The organism is Actinomadura rubteroloni (genome assembly GCF_002911665.1).
Classification (GTDB): Bacteria; Actinomycetota; Actinomycetes; order Streptosporangiales; family Streptosporangiaceae; genus Spirillospora; species Spirillospora rubteroloni.
Genome location: NZ_MTBP01000001.1, coordinates 2,362,010 through 2,387,210 on the forward strand (window position 1 = coordinate 2,362,010; position 25,201 = coordinate 2,387,210).

25 protein-coding genes and 1 riboswitch are annotated in these 25,201 nt (G+C 75.2%); of the genes, 20 read left to right on the plus strand and 5 right to left on the minus strand.

What is annotated here, in order from left to right:
* Nucleotides 1-9: 9 nt before the first annotated feature.
* The 3 genes from BTM25_RS10500 to BTM25_RS10510 all read left to right on the plus strand — a co-directional run bounded on the left by BTM25_RS10500 (nt 10) and on the right by BTM25_RS10510 (nt 3,599).
* Nucleotides 10-1,410 carry an MFS transporter gene (locus BTM25_RS10500; protein WP_103562482.1) on the plus strand — a complete coding sequence of 467 codons (1,401 nt, stop codon included), beginning with the start codon at nt 10-12 and terminating at the stop codon, nt 1,408-1,410.
* A 115-nt stretch (nt 1,411-1,525) separates the two neighbouring features.
* Nucleotides 1,526-2,968 (plus strand): MFS transporter, encoded by a 1,443-nt coding sequence (locus tag BTM25_RS10505; protein WP_103562483.1) that lies wholly within the window; start codon nt 1,526-1,528, stop codon nt 2,966-2,968.
* A gap of 4 nt (nt 2,969-2,972) precedes the next feature.
* The gene (locus tag BTM25_RS10510) at nt 2,973-3,599 is read left to right on the plus strand and encodes a TetR/AcrR family transcriptional regulator (RefSeq protein ID WP_103562484.1); all 627 of its coding nucleotides are present in this window, start codon (nt 2,973-2,975) and stop codon (nt 3,597-3,599) included.
* 6 nt (nt 3,600-3,605) lie between these two features.
* On the opposite strand, the gene BTM25_RS10515 is transcribed toward BTM25_RS10510, so the two are convergent.
* Nucleotides 3,606-4,139, minus strand: a complete 534-nt coding sequence (locus BTM25_RS10515; protein ID WP_235828329.1) for a carboxymuconolactone decarboxylase family protein — start codon at nt 4,137-4,139, stop codon at nt 3,606-3,608.
* Between the two features lie 39 nt (nt 4,140-4,178).
* Nucleotides 4,179-4,964 (minus strand): SAM-dependent methyltransferase, encoded by a 786-nt coding sequence (locus BTM25_RS10520; RefSeq protein WP_205648022.1) that lies wholly within the window; start codon nt 4,962-4,964, stop codon nt 4,179-4,181.
* A gap of 107 nt (nt 4,965-5,071) precedes the next feature.
* Here BTM25_RS10520 and BTM25_RS10525 point away from each other — a divergent pair, with 107 nt between their 5' ends.
* Entirely contained in the window at nt 5,072-5,863 is a 792-nt protein-coding gene (locus BTM25_RS10525; RefSeq protein ID WP_103562487.1) for a methyltransferase domain-containing protein, read from the plus strand.
* Nucleotides 5,864-5,882: 19 nt separating this feature from the next.
* Here the strand turns inward: BTM25_RS10525 and BTM25_RS10530 are convergent, their stop codons facing one another.
* The 3 genes from BTM25_RS10530 to BTM25_RS10540 form a co-directional block, all read right to left on the minus strand.
* Nucleotides 5,883-7,538, minus strand: coding sequence for an acetolactate synthase large subunit (locus BTM25_RS10530; protein WP_103562488.1), 1,656 nt, complete (start codon nt 7,536-7,538; stop codon nt 5,883-5,885).
* 129 nt (nt 7,539-7,667) lie between these two features.
* Nucleotides 7,668-7,865: a DUF397 domain-containing protein gene (locus BTM25_RS10535; protein WP_103562489.1), complete on the minus strand. Its 198-nt coding sequence runs from the start codon at nt 7,863-7,865 to the stop codon at nt 7,668-7,670.
* Nucleotides 7,862-8,704, minus strand: a complete 843-nt coding sequence (locus BTM25_RS10540; protein ID WP_103562490.1) for a helix-turn-helix domain-containing protein — start codon at nt 8,702-8,704, stop codon at nt 7,862-7,864. Before BTM25_RS10540 ends, BTM25_RS10535 begins: the two co-directional genes overlap by 4 nt.
* Nucleotides 8,705-8,913: 209 nt before the next feature.
* Between BTM25_RS10540 and BTM25_RS10545 the strand changes: the two genes are divergently transcribed.
* From BTM25_RS10545 to BTM25_RS10620, 16 genes are all read left to right on the plus strand, one after another.
* The gene (locus BTM25_RS10545; protein WP_103562491.1) at nt 8,914-9,357 is read left to right on the plus strand and encodes an ATP-binding protein; all 444 of its coding nucleotides are present in this window, start codon (nt 8,914-8,916) and stop codon (nt 9,355-9,357) included.
* A 53-nt stretch (nt 9,358-9,410) separates the two neighbouring features.
* Nucleotides 9,411-9,535: riboswitch (cobalamin riboswitch) on the plus strand.
* Nucleotides 9,536-9,592: 57 nt separating this feature from the next.
* The gene (locus BTM25_RS10550) at nt 9,593-11,719 is read left to right on the plus strand and encodes a putative cobaltochelatase (RefSeq protein WP_103562492.1); all 2,127 of its coding nucleotides are present in this window, start codon (nt 9,593-9,595) and stop codon (nt 11,717-11,719) included.
* Nucleotides 11,720-11,776: 57 nt separating this feature from the next.
* Entirely contained in the window at nt 11,777-12,379 is a 603-nt protein-coding gene (cobO, locus tag BTM25_RS10555) for a cob(I)yrinic acid a,c-diamide adenosyltransferase (protein WP_103562493.1), read from the plus strand.
* On the plus strand, nt 12,373-13,722 hold the full coding sequence (locus BTM25_RS10560) for a cobyrinate a,c-diamide synthase (protein ID WP_103562494.1): 1,350 nt from the start codon (nt 12,373-12,375) through the stop codon (nt 13,720-13,722). Before cobO ends, BTM25_RS10560 begins: the two co-directional genes overlap by 7 nt.
* The gene (locus BTM25_RS10565) at nt 13,719-14,339 is read left to right on the plus strand and encodes a GNAT family N-acetyltransferase (RefSeq protein ID WP_103562495.1); all 621 of its coding nucleotides are present in this window, start codon (nt 13,719-13,721) and stop codon (nt 14,337-14,339) included. The genes BTM25_RS10560 and BTM25_RS10565 overlap by 4 nt, the downstream gene beginning before the upstream one ends.
* Nucleotides 14,336-14,737, plus strand: coding sequence for a hypothetical protein (locus tag BTM25_RS10570; protein WP_103562496.1), 402 nt, complete (start codon nt 14,336-14,338; stop codon nt 14,735-14,737). The genes BTM25_RS10565 and BTM25_RS10570 overlap by 4 nt, the downstream gene beginning before the upstream one ends.
* A complete protein-coding gene (locus BTM25_RS10575) occupies nt 14,734-15,639 on the plus strand; it encodes a hypothetical protein (protein ID WP_103562497.1) in 906 nt (301 codons plus the stop codon). Before BTM25_RS10570 ends, BTM25_RS10575 begins: the two co-directional genes overlap by 4 nt.
* Nucleotides 15,636-15,905: a hypothetical protein gene (locus BTM25_RS10580; protein WP_103562498.1), complete on the plus strand. Its 270-nt coding sequence runs from the start codon at nt 15,636-15,638 to the stop codon at nt 15,903-15,905. Before BTM25_RS10575 ends, BTM25_RS10580 begins: the two co-directional genes overlap by 4 nt.
* Nucleotides 15,905-16,291 carry a cobalamin biosynthesis protein gene (locus BTM25_RS10585; RefSeq protein WP_103562499.1) on the plus strand — a complete coding sequence of 129 codons (387 nt, stop codon included), beginning with the start codon at nt 15,905-15,907 and terminating at the stop codon, nt 16,289-16,291. The genes BTM25_RS10580 and BTM25_RS10585 overlap by 1 nt, the downstream gene beginning before the upstream one ends.
* Nucleotides 16,292-16,317: 26 nt before the next feature.
* Entirely contained in the window at nt 16,318-16,914 is a 597-nt protein-coding gene (locus BTM25_RS10590; RefSeq protein ID WP_235828330.1) for a precorrin-8X methylmutase, read from the plus strand.
* Nucleotides 16,915-16,990: 76 nt separating this feature from the next.
* Nucleotides 16,991-18,001: an Rv2231c family pyridoxal phosphate-dependent protein CobC gene (cobC, locus tag BTM25_RS10595; RefSeq protein ID WP_103562501.1), complete on the plus strand. Its 1,011-nt coding sequence runs from the start codon at nt 16,991-16,993 to the stop codon at nt 17,999-18,001.
* Between the two features lie 16 nt (nt 18,002-18,017).
* Nucleotides 18,018-19,076: a nicotinate-nucleotide--dimethylbenzimidazole phosphoribosyltransferase gene (cobT, locus tag BTM25_RS10600; RefSeq protein ID WP_103562502.1), complete on the plus strand. Its 1,059-nt coding sequence runs from the start codon at nt 18,018-18,020 to the stop codon at nt 19,074-19,076.
* Nucleotides 19,077-19,250: 174 nt separating this feature from the next.
* Nucleotides 19,251-20,489 carry a uroporphyrinogen-III C-methyltransferase gene (gene cobA, locus BTM25_RS10605; RefSeq protein ID WP_235828331.1) on the plus strand — a complete coding sequence of 413 codons (1,239 nt, stop codon included), beginning with the start codon at nt 19,251-19,253 and terminating at the stop codon, nt 20,487-20,489.
* The gene (locus BTM25_RS10610; RefSeq protein WP_103562504.1) at nt 20,486-22,369 is read left to right on the plus strand and encodes a GTPase family protein; all 1,884 of its coding nucleotides are present in this window, start codon (nt 20,486-20,488) and stop codon (nt 22,367-22,369) included. The genes cobA and BTM25_RS10610 overlap by 4 nt, the downstream gene beginning before the upstream one ends.
* Nucleotides 22,366-24,003 carry a P-loop NTPase family protein gene (locus tag BTM25_RS10615; RefSeq protein ID WP_103562505.1) on the plus strand — a complete coding sequence of 546 codons (1,638 nt, stop codon included), beginning with the start codon at nt 22,366-22,368 and terminating at the stop codon, nt 24,001-24,003. Before BTM25_RS10610 ends, BTM25_RS10615 begins: the two co-directional genes overlap by 4 nt.
* 107 nt (nt 24,004-24,110) lie before the next feature.
* Entirely contained in the window at nt 24,111-24,626 is a 516-nt protein-coding gene (locus tag BTM25_RS10620) for a single-stranded DNA-binding protein (protein WP_103562506.1), read from the plus strand.
* Nucleotides 24,627-25,201 lie beyond the last annotated feature (575 nt).

Below are 25,201 nucleotides of genomic sequence, written 5' to 3' on the forward strand. Positions count from 1 at the left end.
AAGCCAACTATGGCCCGGAGGACCAGCGGCAGGCTGCTCGGCCTGACCGCGACGGCGTCGCTCATGGTGGCGCTGGACGCGACGGCGGTGTCGACCGCGCTGGCCAGGATCCGCCTGGACCTGGCCGCGACCGTCGAACAGCTCGAATGGACGGTCAACGCCTACAGCCTCAGCTTCGCCGTCCTGCTGATGACGGGCGCCGCGCTCGGCGACCGGTTCGGCCGGCGGCGGATGTTCGCGGCGGGGCTCGGCCTGTTCACGGCGGCGTCGGCGGCGTGCGCGGCGGCGCCGGACGTGGGGTGGCTGATCGCCGCCCGCGCGGTGCAGGGGAGCGGCGCCGCGCTCGTGATGCCGCTCGCGATGGCGCTGCTCGGCACCGGGTTTCCGCCGGAACGGCGGGCCAGGGCGCTCGGCGTGTTCGCGGGCGTGACGGGCCTGGCGGTGGTCGCGGGCCCGGTGGTCGGCGGGATCGTCACCGAGGGGCTCGCCTGGCAGTGGATCTTCTGGCTCAACGTGCCGATCGGCCTGGTGGTGATCCCGCTGGTGCTGCGGGACGTCCCCGAGAGCCGGGGCGCCGGGGCGTCCTTCGACGTCGGCGGCGTCGTGCTGGTGACCGGCGGCGCGCTCGGGCTGGCGTGGGGACTGATCCGTTCCGGCACGGTCGGCTGGGACGCGGCCGAGGTGGACGGCGCGCTGGCGGTCGGCGTGCTGCTGACGGCCGCGTTCGCCGTGTGGGAACTGCGCGTCGACAAGCCGATGGTCCCGTTGCGGCTGCTGCGCGAGCGCGGCTTCTCCGCCGGGAACGCCGCCGGGTTCCTCATGTACGCGGCGCTGTACGGCTCGCTGTTCTTCGTCGCGCAGTTCTTCCAGACGAGCCTGGGCGACGGCCCGATGGAGACGGGGCTGAAGCTCATGCCCTGGACGGGCACGGTGACCGTCGTCGCGCCCGTCGCCGGAGCGCTGGTGAACCGGATCGGCGCGCGGACGCTCACCGTCACCGGCCTGACGCTCCAGGCCGTCGGCATGGCCTGGCTGAGCCTGCTCGCGGACCCGGACGCGGCCTATCCCGCGCTGGTCGCGCCCATGGTCATCGCGGGTGCGGGGATCAGCATGGCGATGCCCGCCGTCCAGACCGCGGTGATCAACTCGGTCGGGCCGCAGCGGATCGGGACGGCGTCCGGCGTCTTCAACACGCTGCGCCAGCTCGCGGCCGTCTTCGGCGTCGCGGTGCTCGCGGCGGTCTTCACCGCGCACGGCGGGTACGGCGGCGCGCGGGCCTTCGCCGACGGCTGCGCGCCCGCGCTGGCCGTCAGCGGCGTGTTCTCGCTGGCCGGGGCGGTCGCCGCCCTGCTCATCCCGCGCGCGGCCAAGGCGGCGCCGGTTCCGCCCGTCCCGGCGCTCGCCCGCTGACGCCGTTATTCCCGAGCGGGCGGGTGGGAAGTCTCACCCGCCCGAAGCGGAGTTGATCTTCCGCTTCGGTCGTAGCCTGACCGGGTCACCCCATCCGCCCAGCCCGGGATCCCCCTTGACCCACACCGCAGGCGCCGGGCGGCCACGCACCGGCGCCACGTTCCTCGTCCTCTGCCTCGGCATCCTGTCCTACGCCCTGTCGCAGTCCCTCGTCTCGCCCGTCCTGCCCACGATCCAGCACCACCTGCACACGTCGCAGAGCACGGTGACCTGGGTCATGACGGCCTACCTGCTGTCGGCGTCGGTCGCGACGCCCGTCCTCGGCAAGATCGGGGACGTCGTCGGCAAGGAGCGCATGCTGCTCGTCGCGCTGCTCGCGCTCGGGGCGGGCTCGCTGCTGGCGGCGCTCGCCTCGTCCATCGGCGTCATGATCGCGGCGCGGGTGATCCAGGGCGTCGGGGGCGGCGTGCTGCCCCTGGTCTTCGGGATCATCCGCGACGAGTTCCCGCGCGACCGCGTCTCCGGCGCGATCGGGACGGCGGCGGCGCTCATGGGCGTCGGCGGCGGCCTCGGCATCGTCGTCGCCGGGCCGATCGTCAACACGCTCGACTACCGCTGGCTGTTCTGGCTCCCGCTGATCGTCATCGCGGTCGCCGCGGTCGCGACGCACCTGTTCGTCCCCGAGTCCCCGGTGCGCGCCCCCGGCCGGATCAACCTGCCCGCCGCCGCGCTGCTGTCGGCCTGGCTGGTCGCGCTGCTCGTCCCGATCAGCGAGGGCTCGCGGTGGGGCTGGACGTCCGGCCGCGTCCTCGGGCTGCTCGCGCTCGCGGTCCTGCTCGCCGCCGCCTGGATCGCGGTGGAACTGCGCTCGGCCGAACCGCTCATCGACATGCGCATGATGCGGCTCCCCGCCGTCTGGACGACGAACCTCGTCGCGCTGCTGTTCGGCCTCGGCCTGTACTCGCTCATGGCGTTCCTGCCCGCGTTCGTGCAGACGCCGCCGTCCGCCGGCTACGGGTTCGGCGCGAGCGTCACGGCGTCGGGCGTGTTCCTGCTGCCGATGACGGTCACGATGTTCTTCAGCGGCCTCGCGGCGGGACGGCTGGGACTGCGGTTCGGGGCGCGTGCCGTCCTCGCGCTCGGCGCGGTGCTGCTGATCCCGTCGATGGTGCTGCTGGCCACCGCGCACGCCGAGCGCTGGACGATCTACCTGGTCGCCGCGCTGTGCGGGGCCGGGATCGGGTTCGCGTTCTCGGCGCTGTCCGCGCTGATCGTGACGGCCGTGCCGCCCGCGCAGACCGGTGCCGCGAGCGGCATGAACGCCAACATCCGGACGATCGGCGGGTCCATCGGCACCGCCGTGACCGGGTCGATCATCACGTCCGGCGCGGTCGGCGGCCTGCCGAGGGAGTCCGGGTACACGCACGGGTTCTGGTTCCTGGCGGGGGCGGCGGCCGTCGCGCTCGCCACCACGCTCCTCGTGCCGAAGGCGCGCCGCGCCACCGTCGCCGAACCGGTGCGGGAGGCCGGGACGCTCGTCCCGGCGGCCGATAATTGACCCCATGGTCACCGCAGACGCCCGTCCGCTCCGCCGCGACGCCGCCCGCAACCTCGAACGGGTGGTCGCCGCCGCCCGGGAACTGTTCGCCGAACAGGGCCTGGACGCCAGCGTGGAGAGCATCGCCGCGCGGGCGGGCGTCGGCATGGGGACGGTCTACCGGCGCTTCCCCACGAAAGAGGCGCTGATCGAGTTCCTGGTGGCGCAGGTCGTCCGGGACTCGCTCGGCCTCGCCCGGCGGGCGCTGGACGAGCGCGACGGCACCGGGCTGGCGTCGCTCCTGCGCGGCATGGGCGAACTCCAGGCCGCGCACCGGGGCTGCCTGCGGCGGCTGTGGGCGGGGCTGCCGTCGGCCGAGCGGCGGGAGTTCCGGTCGATCGTGCGGGAACTGCTCGTCCGTGCGCAGGACGCCGGGACGGTCCGGCCCGATCTGGCGGACGGGGACGCGCTCGTCCTGTTCTGGTCGCTGCGGCACATCGTCGAGCTGACCGTCGGGGTGGACCCGGACGCGTGGCGGCGGCACCTGGACGTCCTGCTCGCCGGGATCGCCCCGTCGGACCGTCCGCTCGCGCACCGGCCGCCGACCCACGCCGAACTGGACGAGATCCAGGCCCGCCATTCCGCCCGCTGAAAAACGTCAGGCATAACCGCCGGTGGCGAGCCCGCGCGCCATCATCGCGTAAACGCCGGGATCGGCCGGGGCCGTCGTCGCGAGGCCGTCCACATAACGGTTGTACATGCAGAACGCGGCGGCGATGAGAATCGCGTCGTGGATCTCCTGGTCGGCCGCGCCCGCCGTTTTCGCGTCCGCGACGAGTTCGGGCGTCACGGCCGTCCCGCCGCGCTGGACGGCCTCGGCCAGGCGCAGCAGCGCGCGGAGCCGGGGCGTGACCGGCGCGGCGTCCAGATCGGCCGTGACCTGGCCGAGGACGGAGTCGTCGCCCAGGAGTTCGGCCGCGCACGCCCCGTGCGACCCGGCGCAGAAACCGCACGCGTTCAGTTCCGAAACGTAGGCGGCGATCAATTCCCGCTCGCCCGTGGAAAGAAGACCCGGCCCGCGCAGCAGCGCCTCGGCGAGCGCCCGCAGCGGCCCCGCCGTCTCCGGCCGGTAGGCGAGCAGGGCGGGAAGTCCGGGCAGTTCGCTGCCGAGGTCGATATGCGGCACGGGCACCTCCGAGAAAGGATGATCAGCGGCACCCTAGCGGCGCGGTCAGGGTTTGCGGGCCACTCCACCGAAGGTCATGACCTCGTCCGGAAGGCCCCACCGGTTCGGGAGCGGGCGCCACCGCGAGCACGACACGACACCCGGTTCGAGGAGTTCGAGCCCGTCGAAGTAGGCGGTGATCTGGCCGGCGCCGCGCGCCCGGATCGGGTGCGGCGTGCCCGACTCGTTCCACACGCGCATCGCGGTGCGGGTGGCCTCGACGTCCAGGCACGCGTGGGTGAGGACGAGGTGGCTGCCGGACGGCAGGGCGTCCACGAGCGTCCCGACGATCCGGGCCGCCTCGGCGTCGTCGGTGAACAGGTGCAGGATCGCGAGCAGCATCAGCGCGACCGGACGGTCCAGGTCCAGCGTCGCGGATGCGGCGGCCAGGATCCGCCCGGGGTCGCGGGCGTCGGCGTCCACGTAGCTCGTCGCGCCCTCGGGCGTGCTGGTCAGCAGCGCGCGGGCGTGCGACAGGACGAGCGGGTCGTTGTCGACGTAGACGATCCGCGCGTCGGGGGCGAGGCGCTGCGCCATCTCGTGGGTGTTGTCGGCCGTGGGCAGGCCCGTCCCGACGTCGAGGAACTGCCGGATCCCGGCCTCGTGCACGAGCGGCGCCATGACGCGGCCGAGGAACTGCCGGTCGGCGCGGGCGGCGGCGGCGATGCCGGGCACGTGCCGCGCGACCTCCTCGCCCGCGCGGCGGTCGGCCTCGTAGTGGTCCTTGCCGCCGAGCCAGTAGTTCCACACGCGCGCCGAGACCGGCCGGTTGACGTTGACCTCCGCGTCCATGGCGCACATCGTCGCACATGTCCGACGTCTCACATAATGAGATTCACTTCTCAAATAGTGGTCATCGTGTCTAGGGTGCGGAGCAGGCAACGCCACGGGAGGAAGTCATGACCAGCTACACCCACGGCCACCACGCGACCGTCCTGAGTTCGCACGAGTGGCGCACCGCCGAGAACTCCGCCCCCCACCTGCTGCCGCACCTGACGCCGGACGCGGAGGTCCTGGACGTCGGCTGCGGCCCCGGCACGATCACCGCCGGCATCGCCGCCCGCGTCGCCCGCGTCACCGGGATCGACGCGGCGGCGGCCGTCCTGGAGCGGGCCGCCGCGCACGCCCGCGAGCAGGGCGCGGCGAACGTCGCGTTCGCGGTCGGCGACGTCCACGCGCTGGACTTCCCGGACGACTCGTTCGACGTCGTCCACGCCCACCAGGTGCTGCAGCACATCGCCGACCCGGTGCGGGCGCTGGCCGAGATGCGGCGCGTGTGCCGGCCGGGCGGGATCGTCGCCGCCCGCGAGGCCGACTTCGGCGGCATGGTCTGGTACCCGGACCCGCCGGGCATGGACGCCTGGCGCCCCGTCTACGAGAAGGTGGCGCGCGGTAACGGCGGCGAGCCGCACGCGGGCCGCCGCCTGGTCGCCTGGGCGCACGCGGCCGGGTTCGCCGACGTCACCGCGACCGTCTCGTCCTGGTGCTACGCCACGCCGCAGGAGCGCGAGTGGTGGAGCGAGACGTGGGGCGGACGGATGGTCCACTCCAACGTCGCCGAGGCGGCCGTGGCGGGCGGCCACGCGACCCGCGCCGAACTGGACGCGATCTACGCGGGCTGGAAGGAGTGGGCGGCCGACGCCGACGGCTGGTTCACCGTCCCGCACGGCGAGATCGTCTGCCGCGCCTGACCCGCGGCGCCGCGCGGACCTAGAACGGGTCGGTCAGCTCGCCGAGCCGGTCGGTCAGTTCCAGGTTCGCGCGGTAGTCCACCGGGACGGTCACCACCGACACCCCGTCGTCGGCGAGCGCCTTGCGCAGCGTGGGCAGCAACTCCCCGGCGGACGTCACCCGATAACCGCGCGCCCCGAAACTCTCGGCGTAGGTGACGAAGTCGGGATTGCCGAACCCGATGTTGGAGCTGCGGCCGAGTTCCAGGTCCATCTTCCAGCCGATCAGGCCGTAGGCGCCGTCCTCCCAGATCAGGACCGTGATCGGGACGTTCTCCCGGACGGCCGTCTCCAGCTCCTGCGAGTTCATGAGAAACGCGCCGTCCCCGGTCGCGGCGAGGACGCGGCGGTCGGGACGGGCGAGCTTCGCCGCGATCGCGCCCGGCACCGCGAACCCCATCGACGACAGCCCGTTCGACACCAGCAGCGTGTTCGGCTCGTACGTCGGGTACATCCGCGCCATCCACATCTTCACCGCGCCGGTGTCGGCGAGCACGATGTCCTCGCGTCCCATGGCGGCGCGGATGTCGGCGACGACCCGGCGCGGCGACAGCGGGAAGCCGTCCTCGGCGCGGCCCTGCTCCAGCTCGGCGCGCAGCAGCTCGCGGATCTTCTCGCCCGTCCCGGCGCCCGCGAACCGGCGGTGGACGGAGTCGGCGAGCTGCCGCAGCGTCCGGGAGATGTCGCCCTGGATGCCGACCGTGACCGTGTAGTGGTCGTCCACCTCGGCGGGGCTCTGGTGGATGTGCAGGATCTGCTTGTCGCCGTCGGGGTTGATCTTGACGGGGTCGAACTCCTGCAGCTCGTACCCGACGGTGATGAGCACGTCGGCGCGGTCCAGGCCGAAGTTCACGTAGTCGTGCCGCATGAACCCGACGGCGCCGAGCGCGAGCCGGTGGTCGTCGGGGAAGACGCCCTTGCCGTTGAACGTCGTCGCGACCGGCACGCCGAGCGTCTCGGCGAAGTGCACCAGCGCCTCGCCCGCGTGGGCGCGCGTCGCGCCGTGCCCGGCCACCACGACCGGCTGCCGCGCCATCGCGATCACGTCGGCGGCGCGGGCGATCTGCGCGGGCGACGGCTCCTGCGGCCGGACGACGTTCACCGCGAGCGGCTTCAGGGTCTCCGGGACGGGCGCGGACTCGACGTCCTCGGGAATCGCCAGGTACACCGCGCCCGGCCGTTCGGTCTGCGCGGTCTTGAACGCCTTGCGGACCATCTCCGGCAGCGCCTCGGCCGTCGGCGTCAGGTCCGCCCACTTGGTGATCGGGCGGAACAGCGACACGAGGTCGATGACCTGGTGCGACTCCTTGTAGATGCGGTCCAGACCGACCTGCGCCGAGATCGCCACCACCGGCGTGCTGTTGGTCGTCGCGTCGGCGACGCCGAGCTGCAGGTTGATCGCCCCCGGGCCGAGCGTGGCCGAGGCGACGCCGGCCCGTCCGGTCAGCCGCCCGTAGATCTCCGCCATGAACGCCGCGCCCTGCTCGTGCCGGACGAGGACATAGCGGATCGACGAGTCGTTGAGCGCGTCGACGAAATGGATGTTCTCCTCGCCCGGGATGCCGAAGACGTACTCGACCCCTTCGGCCTCCAGGATGCGGACGAGCAGCCGGGCGGCGTCGGCCTGCGTGGACATCGGGTGTCCTTCTTCCAGTCGCGGCGCCCGCGGACCCGCGGGCATCCTTCTCAGCGTCGACTCCCATTCGATCATTCCGCTTCGCCGGTGTGGCGCCGCCCACCCCGTGAAGCGCCGGACGGCCGCCGGTCAGGCCCCGCGCACCGAGTCCAGCAGCGCGCTCCAGCCGGTGCTGGACAGGACCAGGGCCGGGCCCTGCGGGTCCTTGGAGTCGCGGACGACGCACCGTCCGCCGGCCAGGTCCGCCACCTCGACGCACTGCTCCCCGCTGCCGCTGTGGGAGGAGGTGCGCCAGCAGCCGCCGGTGTCGCGCCGCGTTTTCGTCACATGCCGCTCCTTGCCGCCTCGATCATGAGGTGCGCGGATTCCTCGGGGGTGAGGGCCGCCTCCTCGATCCGGCGGAAGCGGTCCCTGTGCTTCGCTATTTCCGCGCTGCTTTCCACATAAACGTCGCCCATCGTGCCCTCGACGTAGGCGATATCGGGATCGGCGGGGTCGGAATAGGAAAGGATGGTGAAACGTCCGTCAAGTCCGGCGTGTTCCATGGTGGAGAACGGCAGCACCTGAACGGTGACAAAGGACCGTTCGCCCATTTTCACAAGTTTGTCCAATTGGGCGGCCATCACCTGGAGCCCGCCGATCGGACGCCGCAGGGCGCCCTCGTCCATGATCATGTGCAGTCGGGGGGCGTCGGTCCGGTCCAGGATCGCCTGGCGGATCTTGCGGGCGTCCACCCGGCGCTCGATCTGCTCGCGCGTGGCGAGCAGGCGGCCCGCCGTGATGACGGCGCGCGAGTAGTCCTGCGTCTGGAGCAGGCCGTGGATGAGCTGCGGATCCCAGGTGCGGATCTCCGAGGCGTCGTCCTCCAGTGCCACATAGCTGCCCGCGAACACGTCGGCGTAGGCCGTCCACCAGCCGCGCCGGCCCGCCTCGCGGGCGAGGGTGAGCAGCGCGTCCCGGTCGGGGCTCGGGACGCCGTACAGGTCGAGCAGCGCGGCGATGTCGTCGGGTTTGGGGCGGGTCTGGCCGGTCTCCAGACGGGAGACGGTGGCGCGCGACCAGGCGAGCCGGTCCGCCACGTCCTGGAGGGTGAGGCGCTGCTCCTCGCGCAGCTTGCGCAGCTCGCGGGCCAGCCGGCGACCGCGCACAGTAGGCCGGTAGGTCATGGCTAGCGAGTCTTTCCGTCAGCGCGGCGTCGCACAACGTGATTGCCGGAATCCGCAGGGATTGACGAACTCGGTGGAGCAATCTGGCGAAGCCAGTTGCGCCGCTGAGATTCTCACGAGACGCTGTCGCGTGACGGCTCGGGGACGCAATGTGACGAGTTGCCCAGGGGCGCCCCCGCCCAAGGCGTCCCGAGCGGGAGGACCGACCCGTGAAAGTCTCAGCCCAGACCACCGACCCCCTCGCTCCGCCCGCCGGCTGGACGTGGCCGCTGCCGGACGGCCCCGAGTGCGCCCGGCACGCCCGCGCCGTCCTGGAGGAGGCGCTGGCCGCGCTCGGCGTGCCCGCCGAGGCGCGCGCCGACGCACGGCTCATGGTCAGCGAGCTGGCCACCAACGCCCACCAGCACGCGGCCGGGAGCCGTCCGCACGAGCTGTGGCTGTGCCGCGACGCCGCGTCCGGAACGGTCTACTGCGCCGTCTTCGACCGGGACGCGTCCGCGCGGCTGCCCGGCTACTCCTGGACGTCCGGCGACTGCGGACGCGGCCTCGCGATCGTGCGGGAGCTGTCGGGGGGCCGGTGGGGCACCGGGGCGGCCGTCGCGCGGATCGGGGAGCCCGAGCCCGGCAAGGCCGTCTGGTTCGCCATTACCTGACCGTCTTCGTCCAGATCGCCGGGAGTGTGCGATCCTTGCGGACGGCGGACAGGAGGAACCCGGTGCGAATCCGGGGCTGTCCCGCAACTGTGACCGGGGAGCCCGTCCCCACGCTCGACGCCACGGCGGACACGCCGGAAGGCCCGGGGACGGACGGTGATCCGGGAGCCAGGAGACTCCGGCCGCCGCTTGGACCGCCAACGGGCGTGGACACCCGACGGAAGGACAGTGGGGCATGGCCTCCAGCGACGCGCGCTACCCGTTCTCCGCGATCGTCGGCATGGACGATCTCAAGCTGGCGCTGCTGGTCAACGCCGTGTCGCCGCGGGTCGGCGGTGTGCTCGTGCGCGGCGAGAAGGGCACGGCCAAATCCACGATCGTCCGGGCGCTGGCCGCGCTGCTGCCGCCCGTGCCGGTCGTGCCGGGCTGCCGCTTCTCGTGCGACCCGTCCGCGCCCGACCCGCGCTGCCCCGACGGCCCCCACTCCGGCGCCGGCGAGCGCCCGGCGCGGCTGGTGGAACTGCCCGTCGGCGCGGCCGAGGACCGGCTGACCGGCTCCCTCGACATCGAGCGGGCGCTGACCGAGGGCGTCACCGCGTTCGAGCCGGGACTGCTGGCCGCCGCGCACCGGGGCGTCCTGTACGTGGACGAGGTCAACCTCCTGCACGACCATCTCGTCGACCTGCTGCTGGACGCCGCCGCGATGGGCGAGTCGCACGTCGAGCGCGAGGGCGTGTCGGTGCGGCACGCGGCGCGGTTCCTGCTCGTCGGGACGATGAACCCCGAGGAGGGCGAGCTGCGCCCGCAGCTCCTGGACCGCTTCGGGCTGACCGTCGAGGTCGCCGCGACCCGCGACCCGGCCGAGCGCGCCGAGGTCGTGCGGCGGCGGCTGCGGTTCGAGGACGACCCGGGCTCGTTCGCCGCGCTGTGGGCGTCCGCCGAGGCCGAGCTGGCCGGGCGCATCGCCGCCGCCCGCGCGCTGCTGCCGGACGTCGCGCTGACCGACGCGGCGCTGCGGCAGATCACGGCGGTGTGCGCGGCGTTCGACGTGGACGGGCTGCGCGCCGACCTCGTCACGGCCCGCGCGGCGCTGGCGCTCGCGGCCTGGAACGGGCGGACCGAGGTGACCGCCGACGACGTCCGGACCGCCGCGCGGCTCGCGCTGCCGCACCGGCGCCGCCGCGACCCGTTCGACGCGCCCGGCCTGGACCGCGACCGGCTGGACGAGATCCTGGACGAACACGCCGATCCCGACCCGCCCGACGACGACCCCGGCGGCCCCGGCGGCTCCGGCGGCTCCGGCGGTGCGGACGACGCGGCCGGTCCGGGCGACGGCGCCGGCTCGGGCGACGCTGCGGGCGCGGACGATGCCACCGGCTCCGGCGCGGACGAGAGCGCGGGTGCCGGCGCGGGCACGGGCGCGAACTCCGGCGCGGGCGCGGGTTCGGCCGAGGGCGCCGACGCGAGTGCGGGCGCAGATGCCAATGCGAGCGCGGGCGAGGGCGCAGGTGCGGGCGCCGGGGGCGGGGCGCCGGACGCGGCGGACGAGCCGCCGAGCGGCGGGCGCGAGAGCGTCGTGTCGGCGGGGGCGGCGTTCAAGCCGCGCCTGTTCACCGTCCCGGGCCTCGGCGCGGGCGCGCCGGGACGCCGGTCCAAGGCCCGCACGTCGCACGGCCGCGTGACCGGCGCCCGTCCCGGGTCCGCCGGGATCCACCTGACCGCCACGCTGCGCGCCGCCGCGCCGCGCCAGCGCGCGAGGGGCCGCGCGGGCGCCGGGCTGGTCCTGCGCCCGGGAGACCTGCGGGCGGCCGTCCGCGACGGACGCGAGGGCAACCTCGTCCTGTTCGTCGTGGACGCGAGCGGCTCGATGGCCGCGCGCCGCCGCATGACCGCCGTCAAGGGCGCCGTGCTCAGCCTGCTGCGCGACGCCTACCAGCGCCGCGACAAGGTCGGCCTGGTCACGTTCCGGGGCCGGGACGCCGAGGTCGCGCTGCCGCCGACGTCGTCGGTGGAGGCGGGCGCGCGGCGGCTGGAGCGGCTGCCGACCGGGGGCCGGACGCCGCTGGCCGCCGGGCTCGTCCGCGCCGCCGGGGTGCTGCGCGCCGAGCGGCTGCGCGACCCGGCGCGGCGTCCGCTGCTCGTGCTCGTCACCGACGGCCGCGCCACGTCCGGCGCGGACCCGGCCGCCGCCGCGCCGCTGCTGGACGGCGTCGCGTGCGTCGTCGTGGACTGCGAGTCCGGCCCGGTGCGGCTCGGCCTGGCCGCCGCGCTCGGCGCCCGGCTCGGCGCGGAGACCGTCCGGCTGGACGACCTGGCGGCCGGCAGCCTCGCCGGACTCGTCCGCGCCCACCGCGCCGCCTGAGGGAGTCCGCGAGGGAAGCCGCCGCGTCGCGGCGGCGAGGCCAGAGGAGGAGCGATCATGCCGCAGGGGAAGCCGGAGTACGTGCCGCAGGACGGGCTGACGACGCGGGAGCGCCGCAACCGGCCGCTGCTGGTCGTCCACACCGGGCCGGGGAAGGGCAAGTCGACGGCCGCGTTCGGGCTCGCGCTGCGCGCCTGGAACCAGGGCTGGCCGATCGGGGTGTTCCAGTTCGTGAAGTCCGCGAAGTGGCGCGTCGGCGAGGAGACGGCGCTGCGCGTCCTCGGGGACAGCGGCGAGGGCGGGACGGTCGTCTGGAACAAGATGGGCGAGGGCTGGTCCTGGATCCGCAAAGCGGGCGGCGAGGACGACCACGCCGCCGACGCCCGTGAGGGCTGGGCGCAGATCAAGCGGGACCTGGCCGCCGAGACCTACCGGCTGTACGTGCTGGACGAGTTCACCTATCCCATGAAATGGGGATGGATCGACGTGGACGAGGTCGTGGCCGTCCTGCGCGACCGGCCCGGCGCCCAGCACGTCGTGATCACCGGCCGGGACGCCGACCCGCGCCTGCTGGAGGCCGCCGACCTCGTCACCGAGATGACCAAGGTGAAGCACCCGATGGACGCGGGGCAGAAGGGCCAGAAGGGCATCGAGTGGTAGCACGGCTGGTCGTCGCCGCGCCCGCGTCGGGCAGCGGCAAGACGACGGTGGCGACCGGCCTGATGGCCGCGTTCGCCGCGCGGGGCCTGACGGTGTCCCCGCACAAGGTCGGCCCGGACTACATCGACCCGGGCTACCACGCGCTCGCCGCCGGGCGCCCGGGACGCAACCTGGACGCGTGGCTGTCGGGCGAGGACCTGCTCGTCCCGCTGCTCAAGCACGGCGCGGCCGGCGCGGACGTCGCGGTGATCGAGGGCGTGATGGGCCTCTACGACGGCGCGACGGGCCGTCCGGGCGGCGACTCGGGCGGCGAGTTCGCGTCCACCGCGCACGTCGCCCGCCTGCTGGACGCCCCGGTCGTGCTGGTCGTGGACGCGTCGGCGGCGGCCGGACGGTCCGTCGCCGCGCTCGTCCACGGCTTCGCGTCCTACGGGGAAATCAGGCTCGGCGGCGTGGTCCTCAACCGCGTCGGCTCCGACGCCCACGAGGCCATGTGCCGCGAGGCCGTCGAGGCGCTCGGCGTGCCGGTGCTGGGCGCGCTGCGGCGCCGCGACGACGTGGCCAAGCCGTCGCGGCACCTCGGGCTCGTCCCGGCCGCCGAGCGCAGCGCCGAGGCCGTCGCGACCGTGGCGCGCCTCGGGGAGCTGGTCGCGGCTTCCTGCGACCTGGACGCCCTGCTCGCCCTGGCCCGCACCGCGCCCCCGCTCACCGGCGCCGCCTGGGATCCGGGCACGCCGCCGCCGGGGGAGCGGCCCGTGATCGCCGTCGCGGGCGGCCCCGCGTTCACGTTCGGGTACGCCGAGAACGAGGAGCTGCTGGCCGGGGCGGGCGCGGACGTCGTCCGGTTCGACCCGCTGCGCGACGAGAAGCTGCCCGCCGGGACGCGCGGACTCGTCATCGGCGGCGGCTTCCCCGAGGTCTACGCGGCGGAGCTGTCGGAGAACGTCCCGCTGCGGGCCGAGGTCGCCGCGCTCGCCGCGTCCGGGGCGCCCGTCTACGCCGAGTGCGCCGGGCTCCTGTACCTCGCCCGCGATCTCGACGGGGCGCCGATGTGCGGTGTTCTGCCCGATGTCTCCGGAGTCATGGCGCCGCGTCTCGCACTCGGCTACCGTGCCGCCGTGGCGATCAACGACTCGGTGGTCGCCCGGACCGGCGAACGGGTGCGCGGCCACGAGTTCCACCGCACCAGGACCACTCCGGCGCACGGCCCCCGCGGTGCGTGGCAGTGGTCCCCGGCGGGACCGGAGGGCTTCGTGCGCGGCGCGTGCGTCGCCTCCTACCTGCACCTGCACTGGGCCGCGACGCCCTGGTCCGCGCGACGCCTGGTGGAGGAGGCCCGATGACCGGACGGTTCGGCGACCCGGTGCGGCTGGAGGGGGAGCGGACCGTCCTGCGGCCGTTCTCCATGGACGACGCGGAGGACTACGTCGCCGCCCTGCGCGCGGAGGAGGACTGGCTGCCCCCCAACTTCCCCCGCGAGCTGGACGCCGAACGCCTCGCCTGGTGGTTCGAGGACGGCGTCCACCAGCCGCAGAAGCTCGGCCTCGGCGTCCACCTGGCGATCGTCGACCGGGCGTCCGGCGCGCTCACCGGGACGATCGGGCTGTTCCGCGTCGACTGGTCCAACCTCACCTGCGAGGTCGGCTACGGGATGCGGCCCGCGTGGCGGCGGCGCGGCTACGCCACCGAGGCGCTGAAGCTCGTCGTCCGGTGGGCGCTGCACGAGCGCGGCCTGCACCGGGTCGAGCTGCGGGCGCTGACGTCCAACCACGCGTCGATCCGCGTCGCCGAGTACGCCGGGTTCCTGCGCGAGGGACGGGCGCGCGGCGCCGAGCGGTCGGCGGACGGCGCGCACCACGACCAGGTGGTGTTCGGGCTGATCGCGCGCGACCTGGCCCGCGACGTCCCCGGCGCGCCTGACGGCGACGCGGCGCCGTCCGGACCAGGCTCGGCGGGATGAACGCACTCGTCCTCTGCGCCGGGGAGGGCACCCGCGACGCCGCACGCGCGCTGCTGCCCAAGGTGCCCGCGACCCGGATCGTCCACGCCGACCCCGCGACGCTGCCCGCCGCCGCCCGCGAGGCCGCCGCGCACGGCCTCGACACGGTCGTGGTCGTCGGCCGCTTCGCCGAGCTGGCGGACGCGGCGGGCGGCGAACCCGTCCTCGACGAGATCGCCGCCGCGCTGGACGCGCCCCCGCCCGCCGAGTGGGCGACGTCCGGGGCGCTCGGCCGCTGCGGGCGCGAGGTGTGCCGCCGCGTCGCGGACACGCTCGACATCGCCGCCGTCCAGATCGTCCTGGTGGACGCGACCGGCCGCATGACCGGCATGTTCGGCCGAACGGCGCCGTCGCGGTGATCGCGCTCGCCGCGCGGGCGCTGGACCGGGCCGGGCTCCCGGCCGCCGACGCGCTCGTCGTGTCGGCCCGCGACGGGGCGCTGCGCCGCGCCGCCAACGCCTGCCGCGCCCACCGCAAGGTCGCCGTCCTCACCGGCCCCGGCGCGGGACCGGCCGAGCTGGCGCGCGAGCTGTTCCCGCAGACGCCGCGCACGTTCGTCGTCTGCGAGGACCTGGACGGCCCCGCCGAGCGCATCGAGCGCGTCCGGCCCGCCGAGGCCACCACCCGGCCGTGGAACGACCCGCAGGTCGTGCTCGTCCTCGACCCGTTCGGCCGCTTCGACGCGCCGACCTGGCTGGCGGGCGCGCACGGCCCGTCGGCCTGGGCGCTGCCCGCGGACGCGTTCGCCCGTCCCGCCGCGCCGCCCGAGGTCCGCGCGCTCGCGCTGGCCCGGCTCGGCCCGCGCGTCGGCGACCTGGTCTGGGACGTCGGCGCCGACGCCGGCCCGATGGCGGTCGAGTGCGCCCGGCTCGGCGCGGCGGCCGTCGCGGTCGCCGCCGACCGCGCCGCCCGGGACGCGATCCGCGCCGACGTCGCCGCGCACCGCGTCAAGGTCGCCGTGGCGCGCGGCGCCCCGCCCGCCGTACTCGCGCCACTGCCCGAACCCGACGCCGTCTACCTCACCGGCACCCCCGACCTGGCCGCCCACTGCGCCCCCCACGCCCTCCGCGCCGCCGTGGCGATCACCACCCCCGACGGCACGGAAGCGGTCCGGGACGCCCTCGCCGCAGCGGGCTTCACCACGGGATCCGTCGTACTCGGCGGCCTCACGCTCGTCCACGCCACCCGCGACACCGCCCTCCCCGAACGCCCGGCCCCGACGACCCGGCGCCCCGTCGAGACGCTCGGCGGACTGCGGTGACCGCACCCGTCCACACCGCCCACGACACGGGCCTCCCCGAGCGCCCTGCCGCGTCCCGGCGTCCTGCCGGGACGCTCGGCGGGCTCGCGGTGGTCCACGGCGCCCACGACACGGGCTTCTCCGAACGCCCGGCCCCGGCGGCGCGGCGTCCTGTCGAGACGCTCGGCGGGCTCGCGGTCGTGCGCGGTGCCCGCGACGCGGAGTTGCCCGAAAGCCGGGCCGCCGCGCCGCGGCGTGCTGGCGAAAGGGTCGGTGGGTTGCGGTGATGGGGCTTGTCGTCGGTGTCGGGTTGTCCTCGCGGGCGGACGCCGCCGAGGTCGGCGCGCTGGTGGACCGGGTGCTCGCGGCGGCGGGGGCGCGTTCCGGCGACGTGCGGGTGCTTGCGACGCTTGAGGCTCGTGCGGCGGCGGCTGCGCTGGTCGAGGTCGCCGCGGCGCGCGGGTGGACGATCGTCGGGCACGCTGCCGGGGAGCTGGCGGACGTGGTCGTGCCGCACCCGTCGGAGGGCGTCCGCGCCCGCATCGGGACGCCGTCGGTCGCCGAGGCCGCGGCCCTGCGCACCGCTCGTACCCTGGGACGGGCCGTGCTGCTCGTCGGCCGGACGACGGCCCCGCACGCCACCGCCGCCCTCGCCGGAGCCGCGCCCCGATGACAGTTTCGACCCAGACAGGAGCCCGCGTGACCGTCCGCCAGCCCCACCCGATCGAGGTCCGGTCGTACGAGATCCTGCGATCCCGTGTCGACCTCACCCCGATGCCGCCGCTCTGGCGGGCGGTCACCGAGCGGATCATCCACGTCACCGCCGACCTGGAGTACGCCGTGGACGTCGTCACCCACGAGGAGCACCTGGCGCGCGGCCTCGCCGCGCTGCGCGCCGGGGCGCCGGTCGTCGCCGACGAGGGCATGGTCGTCGCGGGCATCACCGCGCGTTCGGCCGTCTGCCACATCGCCGACCCCGCCGCCGGACGGCTCGCGCGCGCCGCCGGGATCGCCCGCGAGGCCGCCGCCGTCCGGCTCTCCTACGCCGAGGTCGGCCCCGGCGCGATCTGGGCCGTCGGCTCCGCGCCCGCCGCCCTCATGGAGATCATCGCCCGGGACGTGCGGCCCGCGCTGGTCGTCGGGCTCCCGGTCGGGTTCGTCGGCGCGGCCGAGGCCAAGGAGGCGCTGCGGGCCAGCGGGCTGCCGCAGGTCAGCAACGTGTCGGAGAAGGGCGGCTCGGCCGTCGCCGCCGCCGCCGTGAACGCGCTGCTCTACTACGACCGGGAGGCCGCGTGAGCGAGCCGCAGAAGCGCGGGCCGAGCGGGCGCGCGGGCGGCTTCCCGGCGCGCCGTGGGCGAGCGGGGGGCACGGCGTGATCGACCTGCGTCATCACGGGGACAGCGAGGTCGGCGGCGGGCTGATCGACTTCGCCGTGAACGTCCGGACCGGCACCCCGCCCGCCTGGCTCGCCGAGCGGATCCGGGCGTCGGTCGCCGACCTCGCCGCCTATCCCGACCCGTCCGCCGCGCGCGCGGCCGTCGCGGCGCGGCACGGGCGCGCGGTGGGCGAGGTGCTGCTCACCGCCGGGGCCGCCGAGGCGTTCGTGCTGCTCGCGCGGGTCGTCGCGCCGCGCCGCGCGGTGGTCGTCCACCCGCAGTTCACCGAGCCGGAGGCCGCGCTGCGCGCCGCCGGGCACGCCGTCGAGCGGGTCGTGCTCGGCGGGGACTTCGCGCTGGACCCGTCCGCCGTGCCGGACGACGCGGACCTCGTCATGCTCGGGAACCCGACGAATCCGACGTCGGTGCTGCATCCGGCCGAGGCGGTCGCGGCGCTGGCCCGTCCGGGACGGCTCGTGGTCGTGGACGAGGCGTTCATGGACTGCGTCCCCGGCGAGCCCGCGAGCCTCGCCGGACGCCTCCCCGCCGGCGTCGCCGTGATCCGCAGCCTCACCAAGACCTGGGGGCTCGCGGGGCTGCGCGCCGGATACGTCCTCGCCGAGCCCGGACTGATCGGACGGCTCGCCGAGGCCCAGCCGCTGTGGGCGGTGTCCACGCCCGCGCTCGCCGCGATCGAGGCGTGCTGCGCGCCCGACGCCGTCGCCGAGGCCGACGCCTGGGCCGCCGCGATGGGCGCCGAGCGCGACCGGCTCGCCGCCGCCCTCACCGGACGCGGCCTGCACGTCGTCCCGCGCCCGGCCGCGTCGTTCCTGTGCGTCCGCCTGCCCGACGCGCTGGGCGTCCGCGCCCTGCTGCGCCAGCGCGGCTACGCGGTCCGGCGCGGCGACACCTTCCCCGGCCTCGGGCCGGACTGGCTGCGGATCGCCGTCCGCGACGCCGCCGCCCACGACGGCCTGCTCAAAGCGCTCGCCGACCTCGGCGTCTAGACAGAGGAGACCCCCCGTGATCGAGGAGACCCTGGCCGCGATCGTCCCCCCGGACGAGGCCGCCATCCGCGACGCCCGCGCCCTCCAGGCCCGGCTGACCAAGCCGCCCGGCTCGCTCGGCGCCCTGGAGGACCTGTCGGTGCGGCTCGCCGGGCTCGCCGGGACCTGCCCGCCCCCGCTCCCCGCGCCCGCCGCCGTCGCGATCTTCGCCGCCGACCACGGCGTCCACGCGCGCGGCGTCTCGCCGTGGCCGCAGGAGGTGACGGCCCAGATGGTGGCCAACTTCCTCGCCGGCGGAGCGGTCGTCAACGCCTTCGCCGCCCAGACCGGCGCGACCGTCACCGTCGTGGACGTCGGCGTCGCCGCCGACCTGCCGACGGCGCCCGGCCTTCAGGACCGCAAGATCGCGCGCGGCACCGCCGACCTGTCCGCCGGCCCGGCGATGACCGCCGACCAGGCGCGGGCGGCGCTGGAAGCCGGGATCGAGGTCGCGCGCGGGCTCGTCGCAGACGGCGCCCGCTGCCTGGTCACCGGGGACATGGGCATCGCGAACACGACCGCGTCCGCCGCCCTCATCGCCGCCTACACTGGCAGGCCCGCCGAGCAGGTCACCGGGCTCGGCACCGGCATCGACCCGGCCACCCACGCGCGCAAGATCGAGATCGTCCGGGACGCGCTGGGACGGCTGCCCGCGAGCGCCGGGCCGCTGGAGATCCTCGCCGAGGTCGGCGGGCTGGAGCACGCCGCGCTCGCCGGGTTCATCCTCGGCGGCGCCGCGCAGCGCGTGCCCGTCGTCCTGGACGGCGTGATCGCCGGGGCCGCCGCCCTCGCCGCCGCCGCGCTGGCCCCGGGCGTCGTCGGCGCCTGCGTGGCCGGGCACCGCTCCGCCGAGCCCGGCCACTCCGCCGCCCTCGCCCACCTCGGCCTGGAGCCGCTCGTGGACCTCGGCCTGCGGCTCGGCGAGGGCACCGGCGCGGTGCTCGCGCTGCCGCTCGTCCAGAGCGCCGTCCGCGTGCTCCACGAGGTCGCCACGTTCGACTCGGCGGGCGTGACGGGTAAGGACGGCGAGTCATAGCCCGCACCCCCGCGCCGTCGTAACGACCTGGTCACGGTCTGGGCGGCCGGGCCACATCGGCGGCGCGGGGGCGCTCCATCAGGCTCCTGTTCCGAGTACCTTTATCCGCAAAGAACCATGTCCGTCACGTACGTCCGTCAACGACCGCCCCGCCACGATCGAGAGACCCACGCCGTGCCCCCGTACCTGCTAGGACTCCGCCTCACCGGCCGACGCGTCGTCGTCGTCGGCGGCGGGCGCGTCGCCCAGCGCCGCGTCCCCGCCCTGCTGGCCGCGGGAGCCTCGGTCATCGTCGTGTCCCCGGAGATCACGCCCTCCCTGGAGGACCTCGTGACGGCGGGACGGATCGAGTGGCGGCAGCGCGGCTACGCCCCCGGCGACTGCGCCGGGGCCTGGCTCGTCCAGGCGGCCACCGACGACGGCAAGGTCAACGCCGCCGTCGTCGCCGAGGCCGAGGAGCGGCGGATCTGGTCCGTCCGCGCCGACGACGCCGACGCCTCGCCCGGCTGGACGCCCGCCGCCGGGCAGGTCGGCGAGACCACCGTCGGCGTCCTCGCCGGCGGCGACCCCCGGCGCGCCGCGGGCCTGCGCGACGCCGTCGTGGACAAGCTGCGCGACGGCGCCCTGGAGTCGCGCCGGTCGCGGCGCAAGCCCGTCGGCGTGGCGCTCGTCGGCGGCGGCCCCGGCGACCCCGGGCTGATCACCGTCCGGGGCCGGCGGCTCCTGGCCCAGGCCGACGTCGTCGTCACCGACCGCCTCGCCCCCCGCGAGCTGCTGGACGAGCTGGCCCCCGACGTCGAGGTCATCGACGCCGCCAAGATCCCCTACGGGCGCACCGTCCCGCAGGAGAGCATCAACGACTACCTGGTCGAGCACGCCCGGCAGGGCAAGTTCGTCGTCCGGCTCAAGGGCGGCGACCCGTTCGTCTTCGGGCGCGGCGGCGAGGAGGCGCTGCACTGCGCCCGGCACGGCATCCCCGTGACCGTCGTCCCCGGCATCACCAGCGCCGTCGCGGTGCCGTCCGCCGCCGGGATCCCGGTGACGCACCGGGGGCTGTCGCAGGAGTTCCACGTCGTCTCCGCGCACGTCGCCCCGGGTCACCCCGAATCGACCGTCGACTGGGAGGCCCTGGCGGGGTGCGGCGGCACACTCGTCCTCCTCATGGCGGTCGAGCGCATGGAACTGATCACCGAAGCCCTCATAAGCTATGGTCGGTCGCCGGGTACGCCGGTCGCCGTGGTCCAGGAGGGGACGCTCCCGGCCCAGCGTTCGCTGACGGCGACCCTGGCGACGGTGGCCGCCCGCATGCGGGCCGCCGGAGTCCGGCCACCGGCGATCGTGATCGTGGGCGACGTCGTCACCGTGGCACAGGAGATCGAGACGTTGCGAGCCGACCTGGGACGGGATCCGTGACCTCCCCCGCAGAACGAAGCGCGGTCCAGAACGACGGGCCGGACGAGACCGCGCCGTCCGCCGAGCACCGAGACGACAAGGACCGTCCCGTCGAGACGAACCGCTCCGCCGAACCGCCGAAGCCGCCCGCCGCCGTGCGCACCGAGGCCGTGACCCGCCCGCGGGCGGGCACCGTCCGTCCCGGCGAGCTGACCGTGCGCCAGCGCGCGCTCACCGACGCCCTGACCAGCCTGCGCGAACAGCTCGACGCGTTCGAGTTCGTCCTGGACGGCCCCGGCGTCGCCGACGCCCGCGAAGCCCGCTCCGAACTGCGCAACCAGCTCGAGGACTACCTTCTCCCGCGTGTCCAGGCGGCCGGGACGCCGATGCTCGTCGTCCTCGGCGGCTCCACGGGCGCGGGCAAGTCCACGCTGGTCAACACGCTCGTCGGGACCCGCGTCAGCGCCACCGGCGTGCTGCGCCCCACCACGAGCAGCCCGATCCTCGTCTGCCACCCCGACCACGCCGACTGGTTCCTCGAAGGGCCGCTGCTGCCCGGCATGGGACGCGTCCGCGGCCCCGCGCCCGACGCCATCGTCGGCGACCAGCTCGTCGTCATCGCCAGCGACACCCTGCCGCCCGGCCTCGCGCTGCTGGACAGCCCCGACTTCGACTCGGTCTTCGAGGACCACTACGAGTTCGCGACCAAGCTCATGGCCGCCGCCGACCTCTGGCTGTGCGTGACGACCGCCGCCCGCTACGCCGACGCCCAGGTCTGGGACATGCTCGGCCGCGCCCGCGACAACGGCGCCACGATCGGGGTCGTCCTGTCCCGCGTGCCGCAGGGCGCCGGGTCCGAGGTCGTGGAGCACTTCGCGGACATGCTCGCCGAGCACGGCGTGACGAGCGCGCGGCGCTTCACCGTCCCCGAGACCCGCATCGAGGACAGCCGCCTCCCCGAGGAGGCCGTCGAGGACGTCCGCTCCTGGCTCACCGACCTCGCCGCCAGCGCCGCCGACCGGGAGGTCGTGGTGTCGGAGACGCTCGCGGCCGTCCTGGACAGCCTGCGCACCCGCGTCCCCGAGATCGCCAGGCACGTCGAGGCGCAGGCCGAGCAGCGCGCCGAGCTGGCCCGCATCGTGGACGCCGCCTACGGCACCGCGCTCGCCGAACTGGACGAGGCCACCCGCAACGGCTCCCTGCTGCGCGGCGAGGTCCTCGCCCGCTGGCAGGACTTCGCGGGCACCGGCGACCTGCTGCGCTCGCTGCGCGTCCGGGGCCGGGGCAAGGCCGCCAAGCGCGGCGTCCGGCGGCACCGCAGCCCGAGCCGGGTCCGGTCGCTGAAGGCGGCGCTGCGCGGCGGGCTGGAGTCGCTGATCGTCTCGTCCGCCGAGCACGCCGCCGAGCAGGTCATGGCCCGCTGGCGCGAGCACCCCGCCGGCGGGCCGGTGCTCGCCGCGCCGTCGGCCGCGCTCGGCACCGCCTCGCCCGAGCTGGAGCGCCGCGTCACCCGGGCCGTCAGCTCCTGGCAGGACCACGTGCAGGAACTCGTCCGCACCCAGGGCGTGACGAAGCGGTCGGTGGCCAAGCTCGTCTCCTTCGACGCCGAGGCGCTGTCGCTCGTCCTCATGATCGGGCTGCTCGGCTACGGGACGTCCGACGTCACCGTGGACGCCGGCACCAGCGCCGTCCCGCAGCGGCTCCTCAAGGCGCTGTTCGGGGCCGAGTCGCTGCGCGGCATGGGCGCCAAGGCCCGCGCCGACCTGCGCAGCCGCATCGGCATGCTGTTCGACGAGGAGGCGATCAGGTTCGGGCAGGCGCTGGACGCCGCCGGGATCCCGGACCAGAGCGTCCCCGTGCAGCTCTACCAGGCCACCCACAACCTGGAGGTTGCCCGATGACCACCTCCGCGGCGCCCGTGGCGCCGCCCGCGCCCGCGCTCGTCGCCCGGCTCGACGGCCTGGAACGCCTCGTCACCGGCGGCGCCGACCGCGTCGACCCAGCGCTGCTGGACGACGCCCACGACCTGCTGGACCGGGCCGGGCAGCGGCTGCGGCTCTCGGGCGACCACACGGTCGTCACGCTCGCGGGCGGCACCGGCAGCGGCAAGTCCTCGCTGTTCAACGCGATCTGCGGGCTCGACCTGTCGCCCACCGGGGTGCGGCGGCCGATGACGTCCAAGGCCCACGCCTGCGTGTGGGGGCTGGACGGCGCCGGGCCCCTCCTCGACTGGCTCGACGTGGACAAACGCCACCGCTACGCCCGCGCCAGCGCCCTCGACACGCGCGCCGACCAGTCGCTCCAGGGGCTCGTGCTGCTGGACCTGCCCGACCACGACTCGATCCAGGCCGTCCACCGCGCCGAGGTTGACCGGTTCGTCACGATCGCGGACCTGCTCGTCTGGGTGGTGGACCCGCAGAAGTACGCGGACGCGGCGCTGCACCGCAACTACATCGTGCCGTTCGCCCGGTACGCGGCGGTCACGTTGATCGTCCTGAACCAGGTGGACAAGCTCCAGCCCGGCGAGGTGGACGACTGCGTCGCCGACCTGCGCCGCCTGCTGGAGGCCGAGGGCCTGGCCAAGCCGCGGATCGTGACCACGTCCGCCGTCAGCGACGAGGGGGCCGCCTCCTTCCGCGAGGTGCTGGTCGAGACCGTCGCGGCCCGCGAGGCCCGCACCGGACGGCTCGCCACCGACCTGGACCGGTTCGCCGACCGGTTCGCCGTCCACCGCGGCGACGACGAGGTGCCCACCTCGGTGCCCGTCGAGCGCCGCGCGGAGCTGGTCGCCGAGCTGACCGCCGCCGCCGGGGCGCCCGCCGTCGCCGAGGCCATGGAGAGCGCCTACGAGCTGCGCGCCGCGGACTTCGTCGGCTGGCCCGTCCAGACGCTCGTCTCCCGGCTCCGCAGCGACCCGCTGCGCCGGATGCGGCTCACCGAGCTGCGCGAGGAACTGCGCGGCGCGTTCACCGGCCCGGTCGGCGCGCAGCAGGGCGACGTGGACGCCGCCCTGGTCAAGGCCACCGAGGGCTTCACCGACGCGCTCCCGGACGCCTGGGCGCGCTCGGTGCGCGCCGCCGCCCGCGTGCACGCCCACGACCTGCCCGAATCGCTCGGCGCGTCGCTGCGGGACGTCCTGCCCGCGTTCAACCAGGTGCCGCGCTGGTGGTGGCTGGTCAAGACGTGGCAGTACTTCCTCGCGCTGGTGACCGTGCTCGGCATCGGCTGGATCGGTGTGCTCGTCGCCTACGCGGTGATGGGGACGGACGCCGACACCAACCGGCTGCTCGGGGACGCGGGGCTGATCCCGTACATCGCCGTCCTGGCCGTCTGCACGCTCGGGATGGGCTGGCTGACGGCGGCGGCGTGCCGGAACCTGGCGGCCCTGTCGTCGGCCAAGCACGGCGACCGGCTGGAACGGCACATGCGGGAACGGATCGAACGGCTCGCGGACGCCAAGGTCCTCAAGCCGGTGGGCGAAGAACTCGCCCGGTTCGCCCGGTTCCGTGCCGATGTGGACGCGCTGCGCGGCTGAGGGTTATCCACAGTTTGGATCGCGGCTTCCGTTGAGCTTCTGACCTGGGGGAGCGTGGGGTTCGAGCGCGGGGCCACAAGGGCTCGCGCCGGACGAAGGAGCCCACGATGAACGAAGCCCAGATCACCGTCACCGGCTGGGTCGCGGCCGAGCCCATCTACTCGGTCACGGCCGCCGGGACGTCCTGCCTGTCCCTGCGGATCGGCTGCACGCCGCGCCGCTACGACCGCCAGGCCGGCCAGTGGCAGGACCTGGAGACGATGTTCCTGACGGTCCAGTGCTGGCGGTCTCTCGCCGACAACGTCAACTCGTCGGAGTTCCGCCGCGGCCATCCCGTCATCGTGACCGGCAGGCTCCGGATCCGCCAGTACGAGAAGGACGGCGCAAACCGCTTCGCCGCCGAGATCGAGGCGGTCACCCTCGCCCCCGACCTCAACCGCGGCACGGTCGACTTCCGCCCGGTGACCCGCTCCCCGGGCCTCACCGAGGACGACCGCCGCGAGGCCGCCGACGCCACCGACCACTGGACCGCCGCCGGCCCCCTGGCCCCGCCCCCCGAAACACCCCCCACCCCCACGACGACCCCCGCCAAATCCCCCCGCCGAGCAACCCAAGCCGCCTAACACGCACCCCAAGCCGCCCCGCCTCCCACCCGCGAGGCGGCGCGGGGAGACAGCGCCGGGAGACAGCGCCGGGAGGTGGCGCGGTGCGAGGGTGCGAGGAGGCGGGGCGGGACGCGGCGCCGGGAGGTGGCGCGGAGCGAGGGCGCGAGGAGGGGGGCGGGGACACGGCTCAGGCGCGTCACGCGGGGACGCGGTGCGGGGCGGCAGCGCCGGGAGGTGGCGCGGTGCGAGGGTGCGAGGAGGCGGGGCGGGGACGGGGCTCGGGCGTGTCGCGCGGCGGTACGTAAGGGAGGTCGAGACGCAAGGTAAAGAAAACCTCACGACCATCACGGACGGTGGTGTGACGATCGCAAAAAGTTGCCCTCGGGTCTTTCGTGAGCGTAAAGATATCTGTACCGTCGGTAATCGTGAGTCGGACCCGGATTGCTGTTGCGGGGGACGCTGCCGCGGTCGTGCTGATCAAGGCTTGCGTCGTCCGTGGATCCGTCGTGTCCCCGCGCGCCGGGCTGCGCGCGAGGGCGCCGCGTCATGGCGTCGGCCGCGTTTTGTGCTCGTCCTCGCGTGGGAGGAGACGT